22 protein-coding genes are annotated in these 20,313 nt (G+C 50.5%); 3 read left to right on the plus strand and 19 right to left on the minus strand.

From position 1 onward, the window contains the following. Positions 1–9: 9 nt before the first annotated feature. The gene (locus HRM2_RS15260) at positions 10–2,232 is read left to right on the plus strand and encodes an HDOD domain-containing protein (RefSeq protein WP_015904936.1); all 2,223 of its coding nucleotides are present in this window, start codon (positions 10–12) and stop codon (positions 2,230–2,232) included. Positions 2,233–2,252: 20 nt separating this feature from the next. Then, positions 2,253–3,989 (plus strand): AAA family ATPase, encoded by a 1,737-nt coding sequence (locus HRM2_RS25380; RefSeq protein ID WP_232364045.1) that lies wholly within the window; start codon positions 2,253–2,255, stop codon positions 3,987–3,989. Here the strand turns inward: HRM2_RS25380 and rsmI are convergent. From rsmI to ffh, 10 genes are read right to left on the minus strand one after another with little or no spacing between them, the layout of a single operon-like run. Continuing rightward, a complete protein-coding gene (rsmI, locus tag HRM2_RS15270) occupies positions 3,986–4,870 on the minus strand; it encodes a 16S rRNA (cytidine(1402)-2'-O)-methyltransferase (protein WP_015904938.1) in 885 nt (294 codons plus the stop codon). The two genes, HRM2_RS25380 and rsmI, sit on opposite strands and share 4 nt — an antisense overlap. Next, complete coding sequence (locus HRM2_RS15275) at positions 4,851–5,216, minus strand: YraN family protein (RefSeq protein ID WP_015904939.1); 366 nt, start codon at positions 5,214–5,216, stop codon at positions 4,851–4,853. Before HRM2_RS15275 ends, rsmI begins: the two co-directional genes overlap by 20 nt. Further along, the gene (locus tag HRM2_RS15280) at positions 5,216–5,809 is read right to left on the minus strand and encodes a ribonuclease HII (protein ID WP_015904940.1); all 594 of its coding nucleotides are present in this window, start codon (positions 5,807–5,809) and stop codon (positions 5,216–5,218) included. Before HRM2_RS15280 ends, HRM2_RS15275 begins: the two co-directional genes overlap by 1 nt. Positions 5,810–5,821: 12 nt before the next feature. Beyond that, positions 5,822–6,169 carry a 50S ribosomal protein L19 gene (gene rplS, locus HRM2_RS15285; RefSeq protein ID WP_015904941.1) on the minus strand — a complete coding sequence of 116 codons (348 nt, stop codon included), beginning with the start codon at positions 6,167–6,169 and terminating at the stop codon, positions 5,822–5,824. 54 nt (positions 6,170–6,223) lie between these two features. Next, positions 6,224–6,781 carry an RNA methyltransferase gene (locus HRM2_RS15290; RefSeq protein ID WP_015904942.1) on the minus strand — a complete coding sequence of 186 codons (558 nt, stop codon included), beginning with the start codon at positions 6,779–6,781 and terminating at the stop codon, positions 6,224–6,226. After that, on the minus strand, positions 6,774–7,535 hold the full coding sequence (gene trmD, locus HRM2_RS15295; protein ID WP_015904943.1) for a tRNA (guanosine(37)-N1)-methyltransferase TrmD: 762 nt from the start codon (positions 7,533–7,535) through the stop codon (positions 6,774–6,776). Before trmD ends, HRM2_RS15290 begins: the two co-directional genes overlap by 8 nt. Beyond that, positions 7,535–8,053, minus strand: coding sequence for a ribosome maturation factor RimM (gene rimM / locus HRM2_RS15300; protein ID WP_015904944.1), 519 nt, complete (start codon positions 8,051–8,053; stop codon positions 7,535–7,537). The genes trmD and rimM overlap by 1 nt, the downstream gene beginning before the upstream one ends. Before the next feature lie 4 nt (positions 8,054–8,057). Then, entirely contained in the window at positions 8,058–8,288 is a 231-nt protein-coding gene (locus HRM2_RS15305; protein WP_015904945.1) for a KH domain-containing protein, read from the minus strand. 51 nt (positions 8,289–8,339) lie between these two features. After that, complete coding sequence (gene rpsP / locus HRM2_RS15310) at positions 8,340–8,594, minus strand: 30S ribosomal protein S16 (protein WP_015904946.1); 255 nt, start codon at positions 8,592–8,594, stop codon at positions 8,340–8,342. A gap of 14 nt (positions 8,595–8,608) precedes the next feature. Continuing rightward, positions 8,609–9,934 carry a signal recognition particle protein gene (gene ffh / locus HRM2_RS15315; protein ID WP_015904947.1) on the minus strand — a complete coding sequence of 442 codons (1,326 nt, stop codon included), beginning with the start codon at positions 9,932–9,934 and terminating at the stop codon, positions 8,609–8,611. A gap of 168 nt (positions 9,935–10,102) precedes the next feature. Between ffh and rlmN the strand changes: the two genes are divergently transcribed. After that, entirely contained in the window at positions 10,103–11,140 is a 1,038-nt protein-coding gene (gene rlmN, locus HRM2_RS15320) for a 23S rRNA (adenine(2503)-C(2))-methyltransferase RlmN (protein ID WP_015904948.1), read from the plus strand. Between the two features lie 173 nt (positions 11,141–11,313). Here rlmN and HRM2_RS15325 read toward each other — a convergent pair whose 3' ends face one another. The 9 genes from HRM2_RS15325 to HRM2_RS15365 all read right to left on the minus strand — a co-directional run bounded on the left by HRM2_RS15325 (position 11,314) and on the right by HRM2_RS15365 (position 20,311). Then, positions 11,314–12,315 carry a DUF814 domain-containing protein gene (locus HRM2_RS15325; RefSeq protein ID WP_015904949.1) on the minus strand — a complete coding sequence of 334 codons (1,002 nt, stop codon included), beginning with the start codon at positions 12,313–12,315 and terminating at the stop codon, positions 11,314–11,316. Further along, entirely contained in the window at positions 12,316–12,954 is a 639-nt protein-coding gene (locus tag HRM2_RS15330) for a hypothetical protein (protein ID WP_015904950.1), read from the minus strand. A gap of 45 nt (positions 12,955–12,999) precedes the next feature. After that, the gene (locus HRM2_RS15335) at positions 13,000–14,373 is read right to left on the minus strand and encodes a response regulator (protein ID WP_015904951.1); all 1,374 of its coding nucleotides are present in this window, start codon (positions 14,371–14,373) and stop codon (positions 13,000–13,002) included. A 75-nt stretch (positions 14,374–14,448) separates the two neighbouring features. Beyond that, the gene (locus HRM2_RS15340) at positions 14,449–15,288 is read right to left on the minus strand and encodes an ABC transporter permease (protein WP_232364046.1); all 840 of its coding nucleotides are present in this window, start codon (positions 15,286–15,288) and stop codon (positions 14,449–14,451) included. Further along, complete coding sequence (locus HRM2_RS15345) at positions 15,275–16,480, minus strand: ABC transporter substrate-binding protein (protein WP_015904953.1); 1,206 nt, start codon at positions 16,478–16,480, stop codon at positions 15,275–15,277. Before HRM2_RS15345 ends, HRM2_RS15340 begins: the two co-directional genes overlap by 14 nt. After that, positions 16,477–17,244 carry an ABC transporter ATP-binding protein gene (locus HRM2_RS15350; RefSeq protein ID WP_015904954.1) on the minus strand — a complete coding sequence of 256 codons (768 nt, stop codon included), beginning with the start codon at positions 17,242–17,244 and terminating at the stop codon, positions 16,477–16,479. The genes HRM2_RS15345 and HRM2_RS15350 overlap by 4 nt, the downstream gene beginning before the upstream one ends. 3 nt (positions 17,245–17,247) lie before the next feature. Beyond that, the gene (locus HRM2_RS15355; RefSeq protein ID WP_041273307.1) at positions 17,248–18,084 is read right to left on the minus strand and encodes an ABC transporter substrate-binding protein; all 837 of its coding nucleotides are present in this window, start codon (positions 18,082–18,084) and stop codon (positions 17,248–17,250) included. 196 nt (positions 18,085–18,280) lie between these two features. Further along, positions 18,281–19,978 carry an ABC1 kinase family protein gene (locus HRM2_RS15360; protein ID WP_015904956.1) on the minus strand — a complete coding sequence of 566 codons (1,698 nt, stop codon included), beginning with the start codon at positions 19,976–19,978 and terminating at the stop codon, positions 18,281–18,283. A gap of 3 nt (positions 19,979–19,981) precedes the next feature. Next, complete coding sequence (locus HRM2_RS15365) at positions 19,982–20,311, minus strand: phasin family protein (protein ID WP_015904957.1); 330 nt, start codon at positions 20,309–20,311, stop codon at positions 19,982–19,984. Positions 20,312–20,313 lie beyond the last annotated feature (2 nt).

Consider the following 20,313-nt stretch of genomic DNA (forward strand, 5'->3'; position numbering starts at 1 on the left):
AGGGGCGCAATGGGATTACAGAGCAAATCTGTTGAGGTAAAGGAACAACAGGTGTTCGGGCCGAAAGGCCAACGCCTGGGACGACCGGAAAATCTTCCTCAACTTCCCCAGGTGATAGTCAAACTCATTGAAGCCTGCAACAACGAAGACACTGACATCCGGGAACTGGCCGGGATTATCTCAATGGATGCGGCCCTTACCGCAAGACTTCTTGAAATATTCAGCTCTGCAGCGCTCAACCTTCCCAAAGCCCCAAAAACCATCGAATCCGCCCTGGTTTACCTTGGCATGGATACGATAAAAAACATTGCCATCAGCGTATCTGCCATGCAGGTATTCAAAATAAACAGAACCATCCCCGAGTTCGATATGGCCGCCTACTGGCGCCGCTCATACACCTGTGCCATCCTATCAAAAAAAATAGCCCTGGAGCAGAAATATCCCCATCCGGATGAATCGTTTCTTGCAGGTCTGCTTCACCGAATCGGACAGCTGGTACTTCTTCAAAATTTTCCTGCTGATTATCTCCCGATTATCATCAATTGCAGTACCTCGACCCTGGATCGAAAAAAGGCAGAACAGGATAAATTTCAGACAACCACGGAAGAGGTGAGTTCATGGCTCTTCAGGCAATGGGGTTTAAACCCCCTGATGGCCGATGCAGTGCTATACCTGACCGAATCCCCTGAAGCCGTTGCCAATGCCCTGGACCTTGTGAAAATCCTGTTTATGGCAAATGACCTTGCGGAAAACAGCACAGATACTCAAGACCTTGTCGCCCTTTTTCCAATCACCTCCACAAGACTTGACCAAATGGTCCGTGAAACAAAACAAGAGGTCGACACCATGGCTGAGAGCCTGGGACTTCCTGTAACGGATTCCCTGGACCCTTCAAAACAAGAGGACCTCACAGCAACCGCAGAGAACACCCTTGCCATGAAGGTCAAGGAAATCTCCCTTTTCCACGGAACACTCCAGAACCTGTTGAACGCAGAAAACATTGACGATATCCTCACCACCACGGAAAACGGCATCAGGATACTTTTCAACATACCAAGACTGTTTTACTTTTTATTTGATGAAGGGAAAGAACTCCTGAACGGATGGTGCAACCCCGACGACAAACACCACCGGTTGCTGGACTCCATTGCCATTCCCATGTCCAACACCTCAAGCCTTATTACCTCATCCCTTTTAAAAAACCAGATGTTAAACAGCCTTATCCCCCAGGACGTCAGCAATGGGGCAATCTCAGACATACAGATCACAAGGCTCCTTGAAAGTGACGGGTTATGGGCTGTTCCAATGCAAACCTTTGAAAGGCCCATTGGCGTCATTGTACTTGGGGTTAACAACTGCCACCGGGAAACACTTCACACGAACAGATCCCTGCTTAATCTATTTGCACGCCAGACAGCCATGTGTATTCAATCTTTCAACCAACGGAAAGAATACGCATCCCTTGTCCATGACGAACGAATGCAGGCATATACCACCCTCACCCAAAAAATTGTCCATGAGGTGAACAACCCCATCGTCATAATCACCAATTACCTGACCCTGCTCAGCATGAAACTCCCGGACCGGCACCCCGTGCAATCGGAACTCAAGGTTATTGATGAAGAGATCCACCGCATATCTGACCTTGTGCAGAGACTCTCTAACTTTTCAAAACCCGAAATTGCCGAGTTTGAGCGGGTCAACATCAACGAACTCTATTCATCGGTTCTTTCCATCATCCGCAAATCAATCTTCCTGCCAAGGAGAATTGAAGCCAGCCTGATTCCCGACCCCATGGTTCCACCCGTACGGACAGACAAAAATGGCCTCAAGCAGGTATTGATCAACCTTTTAAAAAACGCTGCTGAAGCCATGGACAACGGCGGGAAAGTAACTGTCACAACCCGCTTTGTTCCAGGCTCTTCCAAAATCCTGATCGATGAAAAACGAAAGACTCCGGGAAGCATTGAAATCACCATCCAGGACAACGGCCCGGGAATCAGTGACAATATCAGAAAGAACCTGTTTGAGCCCTACAACAGCACGAAAAACAAAGAAAACTCCGGCCTGGGCCTCTCAATTGTTCACACGATTATCCGGAATCTCAACGGCACCATCACCTGTGACAGCCATTCTGATACGGGCACCTGTTTCACCATCCTTTTGCCGGTCAATTCCCAGGGACCCGGTCCCACCGGGATGAAACCCGACAGCTTTGACTTTCCAAATTAGGTTTTATGACATTGCAAGGTGTGACACATCCCCCCCAGCCTTTCGCTTCTGCCCTTAGAACCGGCGAGATCCTCCTAGGTGAAGGATTGATCCGTCATGAGGATGTCATGCGGGTACTTGCCATCCAGCAACAGGGTAAAGCCAGGCCATTGAGCAACACAAACCGGCTGTTTGGCATAATTCTTTGCGACCTGAACCTCATCACCCCCCTTGACAACTTCCTGGTTCTCCATGCAAACCATAAGCTTGCCACCATGGACGATATCCTGGTGCAGGCATCCATGGTTTCTCCCCGAAACGTGGCCCTTGCCCGCATGGAGTCAAAAAAATCCCAGGTCCCTTTTTTTTCAGTGCTCCTCGACCAGCAGCATATCACAGAGGCTGAGCTACAGAAACTGACCTACGACCTCTACCGAATCCCCTTTCGCAGGATCAAGGAATTCCAGTTTGACCCCTTCCACAAAGGGGAACTTGCCACCATGGTCAAAGAGCGAACAGCCCTGGACAAAGGAATCATTCCCCTGGTTAAACAGGAAAAGGTGATCCTTGTAGGCATCACCGACCCTTTGGCCCTCCTTACCCTGGGGATCATCAGGGAAAAATTTTTACACCTGAGATTCAAGGCAGTTTTCATCCCTTTTTCAAGATTTAAGAGCCTTTTTAACCTTCTTTATACGAACACATCCCTGCCCGGACAGACAAAACCAAGGCCAGCGGCCCAGCCGAAAACCAGGGCAAAGACCAGGGCGATGACCGACCCGAAAACCGAACAGAAAACCCAACCAAGGATAATCACAGTAACAAGCGGCAAAGGCGGAGCTGGGAAAACCAGCATAAGCCTCAACATGGCCCTTGAACTTGCCCAGTCAAACCAGCGGGTCTGTCTTTTTGACGCAGACCTTGGACTTGCCAACATCAACATACTCACCGGGATTAACCCGGAAAAAGACCTTGAATCCGTTCTTCTCGGGACCCACACCCTGGATGAAATCGTCATCAAAAACTTCCAGGGCATTGACATCATTCCAGGCAGCAGCGGCGTGGAAAGAATGGCAGACCTGACCCGGGACGAGGCCACCCATCTCATTGACTCGTTTCTGACCCTTGACCGGTACGACTATTTCATCTTTGACACCTCAGCCGGTATCTCTACCCAGGTCTTGTCCTTTTGCATGGCAAGCCATGAGATCCTCATGGTCATCACCCCGGAACCCACCTCCCTCACGGATGCCTATGCCCTTTTAAAGCTGCTCTCAAACAGGCAGTACACCAACCCCGTTAATGTTGTCGTCAACCAGGTGAAAAATGTAAAAGCTGCCCAAAACGCCTATGGCCAGCTGAGGGATACGATCAACCGCTTTTTAAGGATCAAGCTCTTTGCCCTTGGCATTGTTGTTGAGGATAGGCATGTGCCCATGTCAGTCATTTCCCAGACCCCTTTTCTGACACTTTTCCCCGATGCAGCCGCATCAAAGTGCATTCGCCGTATCACCCAAAAGCTCATGGCCAGGGATTGGGAGGGTGAAGCCAGATCCCTGGAACTTTTCTGGCGTCGCTGTCTAAACTTTCTTGCTGAGAATCGATCCAACCGGGATCATGGAAAGGTGCAGATACCCGAACAGGTATCCGACGCAGATGAAACCAGGGAACTAATGGCGCTCATCCAGGGGATGGAAACAAAAATTTCAGTTCTTGGAGAAGAAATCAAGGTTATGAAAGAACTTGTCGCAAAGGGCCTTCCGGCAAAAGAACGCTAGAACTGCTGGTCCTTCCTGAGTGCAAGAATACGCTCGTACACAAATTTTCTGGAAAGGTTGAATTTTTTAGCAAACGCCTTTGCAAGATCCCCTGTCCGCTGGGTTGAATCCTGAAGGGCCTCAATGATAATCTCATCCAGCCCCTCCTGGGAAACCATGGGAGAATCTGCCTTGTCCGATCCTGCCACAAAAAGGACACACTCCCCCTTTACGCTGGCCCTTGAACTAAGGCTTTCGATAATATGGGAAAGATTACCCCGCAGGTACTCCTCATGGATTTTTGTGATCTCCCGTGCAAGCATCCCGGGTCGATCGCCAAGGATATCAACCAATTCAGTTAAAAGAGCAATAATCCGTCTGGGGGATTCATAAAAAACAAGGGTGGCACGCTCGTTTGCAAGGGCCCCAAGCTGATCCCGACGCTTACCTTGTTTTCTTGGCAGAAATCCCTGGAACAGGAAGGCATCCGTGGGAAGGCCTGAAACACTCAGACCTGCAATAGCTGCCGAAGGGCCTGGAATGGGAAGGACCCGTATACCTGACCGGGTGCAGGCCCTGATGAGTTCAAAACCCGGGTCAGAAACCGAAGGGGTGCCTGCGTCGGAGACCAGGGCAATGTCGTCCCCCTGGTTTAACCGCAGGATGAATTCATCAATGCGTCGGGTCTCATTGTGTTCGTGGCAGGAGATGAGTGTGTTTTTAATCTGGTAGTGGGCAAGCAGTTTGCCCGTGTGTCGGGTATCTTCGGCAGCAATCACCTTTACCTGGCCAAGTATTCTCACGGCCCTGAAGGTAATGTCCTCCAGGTTGCCAATGGGGGTGGCCACAACATAAAGGGTCCCTGGTCCGCCAGGATCGGTTTCAATCGGTCTGGAATGCATTTCTAATCAGCTCAATTCTGAAAGCGTTGTTCTCCTCGTAAACAGCCACCACATCAAAGCGCACCCGGACGTCAACAAGGCCCCGTTCCATGAGGAAAAAACGGGCACCCAGAATGATCTTCTGCTGCTTTGCCAATGAAACAGCCTCCCGTGGGCCGCCCCGGGAAAAAGCACCCCTTGCTTTGACCTCGACAAACACCAGGGTCTCAGCCTCCTTTGCGACAATATCAATCTCAGCAACCCTGGTTCTATAATTTCGCTCGACAATGGTAAACCCCTGATTTTCGAGAAAAGCCTGGGCCGCATCCTCGGCAAGTCGCCCCAGGCGCTGTTTCTGATTTTCCATTAAGGAAGGCAAACCCCTTTAAAGCTGTATCTATGAACCGGCGAAGGACCGAGTTCCACAAGGGCCTGCTTGTGGGCCTTGGTGGGATACCCCTTGTGCCGGGCAAAGCCGTAGCCGGGGTAAAGCTGATCCATATCAACCATGATCCGATCCCGGGTTACCTTGGCCACAATGGATGCAGCGGCAATGGAGACGCTCAGGGCATCACCCTTGACAATCACCTGTTGTTGAATGGAAGAATCTATGAAAAAAGTGCCGTCGATCAAAAGATAATCCGGCTTAAGGGGCAGACCGTTAACGGCCCTGCGCATGGAAAGAAGCGAGGCCCTGAGGATGTTGATTCTATCAATTTCATGGTGGGAGGCAATTCCCACGCAAACCCCAAGGGCCTTATCCATGATCACGTCGTAGAGCAACTCCCTTTTTTTGGGGGAGAGTTTCTTGGAATCCATGATCCCGTGATCGGGGAATCCATCATCGAGCACAACGGCCGCAGACACAACCGGGCCGGCAAGGGGTCCCCTGCCGGCCTCATCAACGCCTGCGATGCAATTGTATCCAGCGGCTTGTGCCCTGTGTTCAAAAGTCCACATGGAATACGTAAATTACGCCATACGCCGTTCTTTGATTCTTGCAGCCTTACCCCGAAGGTTTCTCAGGTAGTATATCTTGGACCTTCGAACCCGGCCCCTTGTGACCACTTCAATCTTGTCGATGCTGGGTGAGTTAAGGGGAAAAATACGCTCAACCCCGATGCCGCCCGAAATTTTTCTCACGGTAAAGCGTGCACAGGCAAGTCCCTTGGTCTTCTTAATGACAACACCCGCAAATATCTGAATTCGCTCTTTTTCACCCTCACGAATCTTCACGTGAACCTTGATGGCGTCGCCGGCCCTGAAGTCGGGCATATCAAGTCGAAGCTGCTCTTGTTCCAACTGATCTATTATATTCATTATCTTCTTCCTCCTAAATAATATTTCTATTTGTACCTAAATATGTTCTGTAATTCAAAGCAAAGAAACCATCCTGTCCAGGATAATGGATACAGCCGATCGAACAGAAAGATGGTTGTATCCGTTGACCCCGCTGATGGGTTCCATGAGAAGATCACAATCGTTGATAAACGCCTCTGAAAGCCCCCAGGCTGTACCAAAGGCAATAAGGTGTGCCTTTTCCCTGCCCATCGTCCGGACAACTTCTGCCAGGGGGACAGTGGTTTTGCCCTCGGCAGCACTGGTTGCAACGGTCGTCACTGGCTTTCCTGTCTCCTGCATTATTTCCGCCACAGCCGCCTCAAATGAAGGGACAACCCGGATACGTTCCAGGGCCTGCTTTCGAAAGGGATTCAACTCCCCCCCCTTTCCCCGGGTCCAGTGATCAATCACCTCATGGGCCAGTACCTGCTGGTCGGTAAGGGGTGTGACAACAAAAAATCCACGCACGCCAAAGGTAATCGCTGCCCTTGCAATGTCGTGGAGATCAATGGTCGTCAGGGCCGAGGCAATGGTCTCTCCCCTTTTATTGGAAACGGGGTGGTGGACAAGTGCCAGATATACATCATTCATTAATAAGTGCTTCAAGTTCCTGACACCATGTTTTTAATATTTTCCGTTCCTCCCCATCAAGGGCTCTTTTAGCCAGAAGATCCGGCCGGTTTAAAAGGGTTCGTTTAAGGGACGACCGCTTTCGCCAGCGTTCGATCGCCCCGTGGTCTCCGGACAGCAGAACAGATGGCACATCCATGGATTCAAATGCCGGCGGTCTGGTGAACTGGGCATGTTCCAGGCGATCATCCCTGAATGAATCAACGTCAGCAGAGGTCTCTCCCCCAAGAACGCCGGGTAGAAGCCTGGTTATGGCATCAATGATCACCATGGCTGCAAGTTCGCCACCGGTCATCACATAATCACCAATGGAAATCTCGTCGTCCACAAGGGTGTGGCAAACCCTTTCGTCTATGCCCTCGTAACGGCCACACACAAAGATCAAATCCTCGGACCTTGCAGCAAGATCAAGGGCCAGCCCCTGGTCAAACCGTCTGCCCTGGGGCGTCATGAGAATCACCCTGGAATCTGCAGACCCCTGTTTTGCAGCATTTATGGCAAGGGCAAGGGGTTCCGGCTTCATGAGCATGCCGCATCCGCCCCCATAGGGCCTGTCATCCACCGTGTTGTGGCGGTCACTTGAAAAATCCCTGATGTTTACGGATTTTCCGGTAATGATATTTTTGTCCACGGCCCTTGAGATAATGCCATGTTCAAAAAACGGATCAACAAGTTCGGGAAAAAGCGTCAGAACTGTAAAATTTATTGTCCCCACTACAGTCCCTCGGGCAGATCAACCGTCATCTCACCCCTCTCAAGATCCACCCCAATCACAACCGAGGCAAGGCCAGGGATCAGGAACTCTTTATTTTTCAGGCCTTTGTCCTTGTTTTTCACCACAAACACATCGTTGCTGCCCGTTTCCATAATGGAATCGATTGTGCCAAGAAAACCCAGGGTTCTGTCCGTGACCTTCAGGCCAATGAGATCTTCCCAGAAATAAGCATCGTCTTCAGGTTCAGGCAACAGCCGCCGGTCAACAAGAAGTTCTGCTCCCACAAAGGTTTCTGCAGCATCCCGGTCCACCCCGGAAAACTGCATGAGAATCCCTTTTTTATGGGGCGACGCCTTCAATATCGTGTAGCACTCATCTGCCTTTCCAGACCTTCGCACAACCATTTCGAGCCCGGATTTAAAAGTTTCTAAAGATCCGGCAAATGACCTGACCTTTAGAAACCCTTTTAACCCGTGTACTCCGGTTACCACACCAAGGGTAAACAGAGTCTTTTCCATACGCTTACTCCACGATCTCCAGCACCGTCCGTTTCTTAAGCTTTGCCGATGCCGCACTCAGAATTGTTCTCATGGCCCGGGCAGATCTGCCCTGTTTGCCAATCACCTTACCCAAATCCTCTTTTGCCACCTTCAGTTCAAGAACAGAAGTCTGACTACCCTCTACCTCTGAGACCTCAACCGCATCGGGATTGTCAACCAGTGCCTGTGCAATGTATTTAACCAGCTCTTTCATAACTCCATCTCCTTATAATGGTGTGTTGAGAATATGGGGTACGGTAAAACATCATGCAGGATTGGAACTAAAACCTTGTTTTTTAAGGATACTCTTAACTGTTGTTGTGGGGGTTGCACCTTCACCCATCCAGTAACGGATTCTCTCCTCATTGAGGATAATGGCGGCAGGTTCGACCATGGGGTCGTAGGTGCCGACACTTTCGAGGAACTTTCCGTCCCTGGGGGACTCCACATCTGCTGCTACGATCCGGTAAAACGGCTTCTTTTTTGCGCCCCGCCGGGCCAATCTTATTTTAACTGACATTTCCTTTTTTCTCCTTAGAACGGAAGCATACCCTTTAGGGAACGCATGCCGCCTTTATTGAACTTTTTGACCATTTTCATTGTCTGTGTATAACTTTTAAGAAGCTTGTTCACATCCTGAACCGTGGACCCGCTTCCCTTTGCAATTCTCTTTTTCCTGCTTCCCTTGATGATCGCATGGCTCCGGCGCTCTTCAGGGGTCATGGAGTTGATTATTGCCTCTATCCGCACAAACTCACGTTCGTCAATATTTAAACCCGAAATCATTTTCTTGTTGACTCCGGGAATAAGCCCCATCAGATCCTTGATCGACCCCATGCTTCGGACCGAAGCCATCTGATCCCGAAAATCTTCAAGGGTAAACTGATTTTTCTTTAACTTCTTCTCCAGGGCCTCAGCCTTTTTCAGATCAACCGATTCCTGGGCCTTTTCAATGAGGGAAAGTGTGTCCCCCATGCCAAGGATCCTGGATGCCATCCGTTCAGGATGAAAGGGCTCAAGTCCCGTGGATTTTTCGCCCACACCGATGAACTTAAGGGGTTTACCTGTGACGGCTTTGATGGAAAGGGCGGCCCCGCCCCTTGCATCACCATCCATCTTGGTGAGGATTACCCCGGTAAGATCCACTGCCTTGTCAAATGCACCTGCAATGTTGACAGCATCCTGACCGGTCATTGCATCGGCCACAAGAAGCGTCTCAACCGGGTTGAGCATTTTTTTAAGCTCGACAAGCTCTGCCATCAACCCATCATCCACATGGAGCCGTCCTGCCGTATCCACAAGCAGGGTGTCAAACCCCTCCTGGCCGGCCATTTTTTCTGCAGCCCGGCAGATATCCCCAAGTTTCATCTCCTGGGTTGAGTCAAACACAGGAATCCCAAGCTGTTTTCCCAACTTTTTCAGCTGATCAATTGCCGCAGGCCGGTGAAGATCCACAGGAACCAGAAAGGGCCGCTTACCTTGTTTTTTCAAATAAAGGGCAAGTTTTCCCGCCGTGGTCGTCTTTCCTGCACCCTGTAACCCCACAAGCATGACCGTTTCAGGAACCCGATTGCCAAGGTTCAACCCCTCATGGGCAGACCCCATCATGGTGGAGAATTCGTCATAGACAATCTTAATCACCTGCTGACCGGGGGTAAGGCTCTCCATCACCTCCTGACCAAGGGCTCGCCTATGTATATCTGAAATAACTTTTTTTGCAACCCTGTAATTTACATCTGCTTCAAGAAGTGCCATGCGGACCTGTTTAAGCCCCTCATCAATTGCCTTCTCAGAAAGGGTTCCTCGCCCTTTCAGTTTCTTAAACGTAGCATTCAGCCGATCACTCAAGTTGTCAAACATAGGAACTCTTCAAACCTTGGTCATTGATTAAAATCTTGAAATTAGTACTTATTCCATGATAAGTCAAGAAAAAAGCGTTGTCTACACCGCACCCAGGCAGGGATTTGAACCCCCTCGTCCAACACCTAACCGGGGGAAAATTTAATTTCTCACCCCATGGAGATTTTTTTGAAAGAGATAACTGATTTTACACGCCAGGAGCTCACCGCATGGTTTGAAAACAACAACGAACGCTCCTTTCGTGGGGGCCAGGTTTTCAAATGGCTCTACCTCCGCCAGGCCCAAACCTTTGACGAGATGACCGACATCGGCAAGGATCTCAGGCAGCGGCTCAAGGAAAATTTCACCCTGTCAGCCATGGTCTTTGATCGTTCAGAGATCTCCCGGGACGGAACGGAAAAGCTTCTGTTCCGCCTCCATGACAATGCTTACATCGAAGCGGTTCTCATCCCTGAAAAGGACCACTTCACCCTGTGCATCTCCTCCCAGGCAGGGTGCGCCCAGGGCTGCAAATTCTGCCTCACGGCAAAGGGGGGATTTACCCGCAACCTCACCACGGGTGAAATCATTGGGCAGATCAGAACGGCAAAAACAGTCCTTGCCAAAAGAAAGGCGCAACGCCCCCTGTCAAACATTGTCTTCATGGGCATGGGAGAACCCCTTGCAAACTATGACACCGTGGTAAGGGCGCTGTCCATCATGACTGACAGCGATTACGGCCTCAAGCTGTCGTCCAGAAGGATCACCCTGTCCACCTGCGGCCTTGTGCCGGAAATCCTAAGGCTCGGCAATGACACAGAGGTCAACCTTGCCGTCTCCCTCAACGCAACCACGGACGAGACCCGGTCCATGCTCATGCCCATAAACCGACGGTATCCCATGCATGAACTGCTAAAGGCCTGCACCAACTTCCAGATGAAGCCAAGGAAAAAAATTACCTTTGAATACATCCTTATCAAAAACGTCAACGACACAATGGATGATGCAAAACGACTCATCACACTTTTGCTGCCCATCCGGGCCAAGGTGAACCTCATCCCCTTTAACGAGCATGACCAAAGCGATTTCAAACGCCCGTCAAAGGAGAGCATCCTTGCGTTTTTGCAGATGCTTCTTGACCATAACCTCACGGCCATGGTGAGAAAAAGCAAGGGAGACGACATTTCAGCCGCCTGCGGCCAGCTCAGGGCCAAAGCGGATCTTTAAATGTCGAACCTTGCGTTATGGCAGACCGAGAACCCGTGTTTGGGTGAAAAGTTGCCCATATGCAAGGCGCAAAAAATTCTGAAACCGGAGCGTACTAATGTACGTGAGGCCAATCTTATAATTTGGCAGGATTTTGCAGCAACGCCGCAGATGGGTAAGTTTTCGTTCAAACACTAAATAAGAAGGTCCTGGAAGCCTTCCGGATCTAGGGCCTTGACCTGAATGACGCTCTCACCTGCCGGGGAACAAACAAGCACCTGGACCTCCTGGCCGGCTTTAGCCTTGGTGTAGCTGGCACAGATGGCAGCGGCCCACTCTACCATATCCGGGGATACGGCCCGGGGAATCAGAACAAGGGGGCCTGGCAGGTCAACCATGCGCATGAAGGTATCTGTTTCAGGGACATACAAGGTTTCAATCATCCCATTGTCCGCCTCTGAGCGCCCCACAACAATCCGTGTTCCAGGGTCAAGCCTGAAATGCCGGCCGTGGTGCAAAAGGTAAAGGTCTCGTTTTCCAAAATCAGGTACAAGGTCAAACAGATCCCTGAGCCTTGCGGAAAAGGCGCTGTCCGTCAGCCTGCAACCCCCTGCCGGGGCGGGATAATCAACCACGTTAAACTGTTTTGCCATCTCAATCTGTTTTTTTCTCGACCGGCCTGAAATTGACCCCAGCCGGTTGCGGTCCACAAGATTTTGACGCTCAGCCTCTGTTACAGGAAGCACCCCGGCACTCAACGGTCTTAGAATCGACCCGTCAAATCCAGAATGTTTTTCCACATACCGCAACGAACGCTTGTTCTGGGAAAACGGCCGCTGGCCTGCCACCTCACCGCTGAAAAGAAAATCAAACCCCTCCTGCACCATGATCCGGCCTGCTTCAGCAAACATCAAAACGTGGCAGTCCATGCAGGGATTCATATTCTTCCCGTAACCTGCCGGAGGATTTTTCAACATCTCAATATAAATTTCTGTAATGTCCACCACCATCAGGGGAATCTTGTATCTGTCTGCCGCCTTTTGGGCTGCATGGGACGAAAAGAAAGGGGTGGTAAAACTGACCCAGGTGACATCAATCCCCTGCTCCCTCAGGACAAGGGCACTTAGAATGCTGTCAAGCCCTCCTGAGGTGAGCCCCAGGGCCCTCACTTTTTTTAATGTTTTTTTTTCTTCCATCTAATCCGTCTTTTTGTTTTCCCAAAAGTCCCGACTCTCCTTGAGAATCTCATCAATATCGTCATCCAGGGTTTCGCTCACCTCATCACTGGTAAGGTCCAGATCATCCAGATCCAGTTCCGGCAGCTCAATCCCTGGGTCCATCTCCGTTTCATCTTCGTTGCCTGGCAATGAATCAATATCGGCCAGGGCCTCCGGGGTCTGAACATCATCCAGGGCCGGCACCTCATCCAAGGTTGACACCTCATCCAGGGTTGACACCTCATCCAGGGTTGACACCTCATCCAGGGTTGACACCTCATCCAGGGTTGACACCTCATCCAGGGTTAAGATATCTTCTTCCGCCGGTGCCGGCTCCAGAATTTCAGACACCTGGTCTTTTCCTGAATCCGCATTGTCCGAAATGAGATTGCCGTCCCGGTCAAAGATCAGGCTCAGATCCATCTTAACCACAAGATCCACCCGAAACGCCACCTGATTATCATGGACAATAATCTGTCCACCGGTTGAGTCAACCGACGAGCGATCGATTTTTTCCTTGATGATCTCTCCAATGGCCTGCCAGTCAAGATCGCCTTTAACGGCCTCAATGAGATCCCGCTCTCCTGTTTTGATAATTTCCGGATCTGTTATCTTCATATATCACCTCATGTAAAAAATAATTTCTGGTCCATGGAAGCCTGTCTACAACTGACAGGCCGTATCTGCAAACCGAGTGTCCACAAAACGGTCAAGATCAATTATCTTACCGATGCCCATGACGTCATGCATATACCTCTGGATTTTATCCAAATTTTCCTTGACAGGGTAAAGATCGTCCATGCGTATGGCCTGGGGCTGGGCGAACACCTGCTGGAGCACACCGGGAGTCAAACCCAGTCGGCCGTCAGGATCGAGGAATTTCACACCAATGTCCGCTGCCCTTGACTTATCCGCCTCAATGTATTTACCCGACTCAACAACAAGGGAAACAAACTCCTGGGTTGCCTGGGGATAGGTTTCAATAAACGTCTGCTGCATTGCCACAACACAGCAGGGATGACTCTCCCAGCGGGTAGACGAGATAAACTCCAGCTCACCGATCCCTTTGGCAATAGCCTTGGTGGCAATGGGCTCGGCAACCATGAATCCTGCCACATCGTCATTCTCGTTCATGATGCCGGGCATTTTTATGGGTGGAACAACTTCGAATCTGACGTTGATGGCCTTTTTCCCGGGAACCCCGGGCTTGAGTCCCAGCTCTTTTAAAAACTGATGGGCGAGCATATGATGAACACTCATCTTATGGGGGATATCAACGACCTTGTACTTATAAAAGCTCTGGAGAGAATCAAACCGATGATCATAATGACGGCTTCGCACAAAGGTGCTGCCGTTCTTATGGGCCAGAAGCACCAGCCGGATGGGAGAATCATAGGCAAATAAGTCCATGGCAATGGGTGCAAGCACAAAGGCCGCGTCTAATGCACCGTTCTCAAGCCCTTCCTGAATTGGATTCCATCCGGGCTTGCAGTCCGTGTCAAGTATGAAATGACGGGGAGTAATCTCTCCACTGTCAATCCTGTACTTAAGCGCACCCAGTGCAAGGTGGTCTGTAATCTGGATATGTGCCACATTAAGAACCACTTTACCGTCAACCACCCTTCTCTCTTTTTTTTCAACAACAGCTCCATTACCACTTGAAAACACTTTTTCAATACTTGCCTTTATCTGGTCGACATCAAAGGGTTTTGGCACATGGCCGTTTCCCCCGGCTTCCATGATGAGAATCTGCTGGCCCTTGTCAGCCTGGGCCGTGGCCATGATAAAGGGAATATTCCTATATTCATCCCGACTCCTGAGCCACTTGAGAAATTCAAGCCCGTCCCGCTGGGGCATGTTCCAGTCACTGATCACAAGATCAGGTTTCTCTGCCTCAACCTTTGCGATGCCGTCATCACCGTTCACCGCCACGATAATATTATCAAACCCCGCCTTGTTCAACATCTGCTTGAACATTACACGCATGGTGCCGGAATCATCTGCGACAAGAATTTTTATTTTTGGGTCTACCGCCATAAAAAGGCTCCTTTATATTTTTGTATCCATCAGCCGCCGTCAGCAGTTGCTGAAGTCCATCACCCAATCAACGTTTCAATAATCACCCCAGGTGGATTTTACCACCCCCTGAACCATCTGCATCCCCCTGTCAAGCAAAAACCCCAAAATGCCGATGGCGATAATCATGGCCATGAGCACGTCATAGGACATGGTATCCCTGGCATCGTTGATAAGATACCCAAGCCCGCTTGAAACGCCCAGAAATTCGGCAGGCACAAGCACAATCCAGGCAATACCCAGGGCAAGCCGGAGGCTTGTGAGCACATTGGGCAAAGAGACTGGAACAATGATGGTCCAGATCAGTTGGAAATGGTTTGCCCCCTGGTTCATTGCCATGCGTATCCAGCTTGGATTCACGTTTCCAACCCCTGTGGCCGTGTTGAGCATGATGGGCCAGACCGTTGCCATGACGATCAAAAAAACAATTGCCGACTCAAATTGAACAAAAACGATCAAAGCAACGGGCATCCAGGAAAGGGGACTGATCATCCGCAAAAACTGAATGGGTGAGTAGGAAAGGCTCCTGAGCCTGGGATAAAATCCAATGACTATCCCACCGGGAATGCCCAGAACGGATGCAATGGTTATCCCCAGAAGGACCCGCCTGAGGCTTGCCCACACAGACACCCAGAAATGCCCCTGGGTGACAGCAATGCCAAGGGCCTTTAGCGTTGGCACGGGCAAAAATTGGTTGAACGGCTCAAGGGCACGGCTGGAAAGAAAAAAGGTTCCAGCAAGTACCCAGACCACGACAAGTAAAGATATGCCGAAAACTTCATACCCTGCTCCAGACTCGCCGCCACTGGCAGACAGCCCATATCCGCCCTTGGTGTTTTGGGAAGGCCGCCATACCAGGCGATCAATTAATTTCAATCGTCTCCTCCCTTTCCAGGGACGCAGTCGGACCCAAGGGAAAAAAGTCCCCATGATTTTGATTGTTCACCATTGCCTTGCGCACAAAACGATCATCCACAAGCTCCCCCCGGGCCCATTCAAGGTCAAGATTTTTCAAAAACCCGGTATCTCCTTCAACAAGGGTTTTACCCATCTGCTCAAGTATGAACCGAGTGGCTGAGGCAAAGGGATAGGGTTGAAACCCGATTCTATCAACCTTCCACTCTGGATGAACAATGGCCCGTGGCAGAGGCCCTGTGGTGTACGCTTTAAAATCATATCCGGTAAATACCCGCTTCAGAACATCGGCCCGAACGGGCAGATACCCCGCCCCGTCCCGGCTCAAGATATGGGCCGCCTCTTCCCTGTTGTGTTCACACCAGATCTGGGCCCGCACCACGGCATTGACAGCCCTTTGAACCAATGCCGGCCTTGTCCGGGTCAGACTCTCCCGGGACACAATAACACAACAGGGATGATTCTTCCAGATGTCTCCGGTAAACCGCATGATCCTTGCCTTGAGCTTTATCTCGGCAAGGGCATTAAAGGGTTCAGCAACAATGAAACCGTCTATTTTTCGACCCAGCAGCGCAGGCGGCATTTCAGGCGGTGAAAGAATGAACAGATTCACCTCATTGGGCCCAAGGGGGGCATTCTGGGGCCTGATCACCGGCACAAGCCCCTGGGCTCTGATGGCAAGTTGTACAACAAGATTATGGGTGGAGTACCATGAAGGGACTGCAATCTGACACCCCCCGAGATCTGCAAAACCCCTGATATGGGAATCCCCACGAACGGTCAGGGCGCTGCCGTTGGTATGATCCCACCCAAGGACCTTGACTGGAATTTTCTGCTTGAATCTCATCCAGACAGGTATGGGAAAAAGCATGTGGGTAAGATCAAACTTACCTGCAATAAAAGACTCGGTGAGCACATTCCAGGATCTCACCATAACCGGTCTTGGCACGGTAAGCCCCTGTTCCATAAAAAAGCCAAGACTGTGGGCGATGAGCAGCGGGGCTGCATCGGTGATGGGTAGATATCCAATTCTGAGGGTTTCTGATTTGCCTTCCGCAGAAGCTAAAGGGGCAAAAAAAGAGGCACCAAGGGCCATGGCAGCTTTTCCCATGAAACGCCGTCGTTGAATATCACCTGGGTCTTTCACACTCATAGGAATCCTCTGTTGCCCGATTGGGAGCGTTTGAACCGATTCAGAATCTCCCGCCTGAAGCCCTTGAACAGCGGGTGATTAAGATCCCTGGGATAGGGGAGATCAATATCAAAAGTCTCGATAATGCCAACAGGCGAACCACCAAGGAGCACCACCCGGTTACCCATCAGAATGGCCTCATCAATGTCATGGGTTACAAACACCACGGTAAACTGTTCACTCAGCCAGAGATTAACCGTCTCCTCCTGGATATGGGCCCTGGTAAAGGTATCAAGGGAGGCAAAGGGCTCGTCCATGATCAATATTTCCGGATGTCCCACAAGGGCCCTGGCAAGGCAGGTCCGCTGGGCCATACCCAGGGAGAGTTCACACGGCCTTGAATGTTCAAAACCTGAAAGTCCGGTAATCTCAATGAACTGAGCCACCCGATAGTCAAGCTGATGAAAATCTTTCCGGATTTTACACCCATAGGCCACATTTTCCTCGACCGTGAGCCAGGGAATCAGGGTGGGTTGCTGGAACAGCATGGTTCTTGAGGGATGAATGTCGGCGACCCGTTTGCCGTCCACCCGGACGGTTCCCGATGAGGGCGTGTCAAACCCTGCCAGCATGTTCAAAAGGGTAGTCTTTCCACAGCCGGACTTGCCAAGCAGCATCACAAAATCCCCTGGTTGAATGGAGAGAGAGACGTTCTTGAGAACAGGATGCCAGGTGCCGTTGGATTTTCGATACCCCTTGGTGAGCTTATCAAATTCGATTTTCAAAATTTAAATTGCAGCTCCTGTTTTCATGGCAAAATCCATTTGAACGGCCCGGGAGAAATCCGTGGTACCGGCAACAAACCCAAATGCCGCCCCCATATATTCCTCGATCTGCTTGACAGTCTTGATATCAATTAAACAATCGAAATTCAGCATCCCAGACGCTTCACGGCCCGATTGCCGGGGGAAGAAAAAGACATTGCCAAGGGTCTCCACCAGGGAAGACACGGCATCGGGAAAGGATTCAACCAGGTCGCCACCCAGGACAAAAACGTCAGGAGGGTAACCTGGCCAGAGTCGCTCAGCCCGGCAGACAATCCTGCCTGCCCCGGCCTTGACCGCCATGGTTCCAAAGGGTTCCGGCCCGATAAAACCACCGATACGCCCGTCATCGTCATAGGCCAGGGCTTCGGCCATCAAATGAACGGCCATGGGCTCAAAAACAACGTCCGATGAACTGTCATTGCCCAACCGCAAACCAATGGATGCCATGAGCCTGTGGACAAGTAGGGTGTAGATGGATAACCCATGGGGAACCAGTACGGTTTTCCCCTTGAAATCGGCCAGACTTTTAATGTCTGCCCCTCGATTTTTAATGAAAAAAGCCCCCGGATTGGGTCCCTTGAGCAGAATACGGATATCAGTACCTGACGTCACAAGGTCAATGGCGGCCGGGACCGGAATAAATGCGCCGTCAATCCTCCGGTCGCGCAGGCTGTCCAGAATCTGGGTCCAGGAGCCCAGGGGAACCGGGTCAAAGGCTCCTTTAGAACCGGCAAGGCCCATGGAAAAATCGCCAACCCATTTCAGCAGACCGATCCTGAAAACAGGTTTTTCACCCATGCCTCCTCCCTTTTCCATTCCCAACCTGTATTACCCCGTAAATTAAATTTTCCCATTTTTTTAACATAGGACCGTTGATCAGTGCAATATTTATATATGAAACTCCAGCCACGGTAGAGATAGGCCAGAAATTCTAATTGTGGAAATCAGCACAGACTGACGTATATATTTTAAATCATGGGTTAAAATTGCTGAGTTATAGACGTCCCTTTTTGATGATGGCCACAAGCAGCCACACCCCCATCAGGGCTGCAGCAATAAAGCCTGCAATCCCGATAACCGAAACCCCGAAAAGAATGGGAGGCACATTGGAGTTGATCAGCTGGGCCGACCCCATGATCAGGGCAGCTATGATAATGGCAAAGGAGATGCGGTTGCTGATCTGGTCATGGGTGGCAAGCATACGTTCGAATCCCTGAATCTGAATATTCAGGCGGATGTTTCCAAGCTTTGCAAGTCGCAGAATTTCAAGAAAATCCGAGGGAAAGATTCGGGCAAATCTCAGGGCTTCCCTGGTAATGCCAAGCATATCTTCAGAGATACGTTTCGGGGAAAGTCTGGACAATTTTGCCTGCCTCACATGGGGGGCGGCAGCCTTGATCATATCAAAATCCGGATCAAGTTTTTTTGCCACACCTTCAACCGTGGCAAAGGCCTTCATCATCAGGAAAAGATCAGGGGGAATCCGCATCTTGTGGTGGGACGATATCTCCAGAATGTCCTGGACAAGCTGACCGATGCGTATCTCCTTGAGCGGCCGGTCAAGGTTAAGCACGACAAAATCCGTAAGGTCCTTTTCAAGGGCGGCAAGATCCGGCTCGACATCATAGTCGGCAAGCTCAAGGAGAAATCGTGCCCCAAGGCGCATATCCTTCTTGTGGATTGCATAGATAAGATCCACAAAGGACTCCCGGGTGTGGCGGGGAATAAATCCTGCCATGCCAAAATCAACCGGACAGATGACGTTTTTGGGAAGCACAAACAGGTTACCCGGATGGGGATCGGCATGGAAAAAGCCAAAATCAAACACCTGCTTCATGACAAACTGAGCCCCGTTCCGGGTGATTTGTCCGATGTCCAGACCCTGGCGGACAAGGGCCGCTCTTTCAGAAATTTTCACCCCCCGGATAAACTCCATGGTCAGCACACGCTGGCTTGATTCTGCCCGGAATACCCCGGGAATATGAACGGTTTTATCGTTGCTGAACTGCCTTGCCATTCTCTCAAGATTGCTGGCTTCAACTGAATAGTCAAGCTCCCGGCCAAGGCTTTTTGCAAACTCCTCAACGATCCTGACCGGTCTGTGGTATGCGATCTCCTCCACATGGTCCTCGGCAAGGGTGGCCAGGTGGTGCATAATTTCAAGATCCACCTCAATGATCTTGCGTATGCCCGGCCGCTGAACCTTGACAGCCACCTCACCAACCCCTGTAATACCCGCCCTGTGGACCTGGCCAATGGAAGCCGATGCAATGGGGGTATGGTCGATGAATTCAAAGACCTCTCCATGGGGACGTCCGAACTCGGCCGAGATGATGGCGGCCACTTCATCAAAGGAGAAAGGCGGCACATGGTCCTGGAGTCGGGCAAGTTCAGTCAACAGATTAACAGGAATGAGATCCGGGCGGGAGGACAAAATCTGGCCGAACTTTATAAAAGTAGGGCCAAGCTCCTCAAAAATCATTCTGATTCGCATGGCCCCGGAAAGCTTCTCAAGCCGCTCCCCCTTGTTCCGGGAGATCAGCTTGAGTCCTATTTCAATATACTCGTCAAGATTCAAGGCATCAATGATGTTACCGAATCCATATTTGAAAATAATCCCGAGTATCTGGCGGTAACGCAAAAAATGGCGATAACTCCTGCCAAGGCCGCCTATTTTCCGGATACTGACCATATCCTAGGTTTCATCTTTGTCGACGCTGCCGGCCTGGAGTTCAACCAGCATGGCTTTGATCTCTGTAATCTCTTTTTTCAATTTAACAAGATCACTTCTCCTTGCCAGGTCGGTCTTTTTAAGGATTTTCTCCACTGCAGACTCCACCCTATGGTCAAATTTTTCCACGGTTTCATCATAACGGTCCATGATATCATCGAGAAATTTTTGACCCTCCTGCTGGTCCATCTTACCCTTTTCCGCAAACTCCCGGGCCAGATCTTCGATCTCTTTTTTTGACCGCAGGGCAAGCCCGACACCGGCCAGAAAACTCTTTTTCATGTAGTCAAGCATGG

The organism is Desulforapulum autotrophicum HRM2, from assembly GCF_000020365.1.
Classification (GTDB): Bacteria; Desulfobacterota; Desulfobacteria; order Desulfobacterales; family Desulfobacteraceae; genus Desulforapulum; species Desulforapulum autotrophicum.

Excerpts from the sequence above, each read along its gene's own strand:
- HRM2_RS15305 (WP_015904945.1), bottom strand. The coding sequence starts at position 8,288 with ATGAAAGAGCTGGTTAAATACATTGCACAGGCACTGGTTGACAATCCC.
- HRM2_RS15290 (WP_015904942.1), bottom strand. The coding sequence starts at position 6,781 with ATGAATGATGTATATCTGGCACTTGTCCACCACCCCGTTTCCAATAAA.
- HRM2_RS15355 (WP_041273307.1), bottom strand. The coding sequence starts at position 18,084 with ATGGGTGAAAAACCTGTTTTCAGGATCGGTCTGCTGAAATGGGTTGGC.
- HRM2_RS15330 (WP_015904950.1), bottom strand. The coding sequence starts at position 12,954 with ATGAAGATAACAGATCCGGAAATTATCAAAACAGGAGAGCGGGATCTC.
- HRM2_RS15275 (WP_015904939.1), bottom strand. The coding sequence starts at position 5,216 with ATGGAAAATCAGAAACAGCGCCTGGGGCGACTTGCCGAGGATGCGGCC.
- HRM2_RS15280 (WP_015904940.1), bottom strand. The coding sequence starts at position 5,809 with ATGTGGACTTTTGAACACAGGGCACAAGCCGCTGGATACAATTGCATC.
- HRM2_RS15345 (WP_015904953.1), bottom strand. The coding sequence starts at position 16,480 with ATGAGTGTGAAAGACCCAGGTGATATTCAACGACGGCGTTTCATGGGA.
- HRM2_RS15260 (WP_015904936.1), top strand. The coding sequence starts at position 10 with ATGGGATTACAGAGCAAATCTGTTGAGGTAAAGGAACAACAGGTGTTC.
- rimM (WP_015904944.1), bottom strand. The coding sequence starts at position 8,053 with ATGGAAAAGACTCTGTTTACCCTTGGTGTGGTAACCGGAGTACACGGG.
- rsmI (WP_015904938.1), bottom strand. The coding sequence starts at position 4,870 with ATGCATTCCAGACCGATTGAAACCGATCCTGGCGGACCAGGGACCCTT.
- rplS (WP_015904941.1), bottom strand. The coding sequence starts at position 6,169 with ATGAATATAATAGATCAGTTGGAACAAGAGCAGCTTCGACTTGATATG.
- HRM2_RS15335 (WP_015904951.1), bottom strand. The coding sequence starts at position 14,373 with ATGGCGGTAGACCCAAAAATAAAAATTCTTGTCGCAGATGATTCCGGC.
- HRM2_RS15360 (WP_015904956.1), bottom strand. The coding sequence starts at position 19,978 with ATGGTCAGTATCCGGAAAATAGGCGGCCTTGGCAGGAGTTATCGCCAT.
- HRM2_RS15325 (WP_015904949.1), bottom strand. The coding sequence starts at position 12,315 with ATGGAAGAAAAAAAAACATTAAAAAAAGTGAGGGCCCTGGGGCTCACC.
- ffh (WP_015904947.1), bottom strand. The coding sequence starts at position 9,934 with ATGTTTGACAACTTGAGTGATCGGCTGAATGCTACGTTTAAGAAACTG.
- rpsP (WP_015904946.1), bottom strand. The coding sequence starts at position 8,594 with ATGTCAGTTAAAATAAGATTGGCCCGGCGGGGCGCAAAAAAGAAGCCG.
- HRM2_RS15365 (WP_015904957.1), bottom strand. The coding sequence starts at position 20,311 with ATGCTTGACTACATGAAAAAGAGTTTTCTGGCCGGTGTCGGGCTTGCC.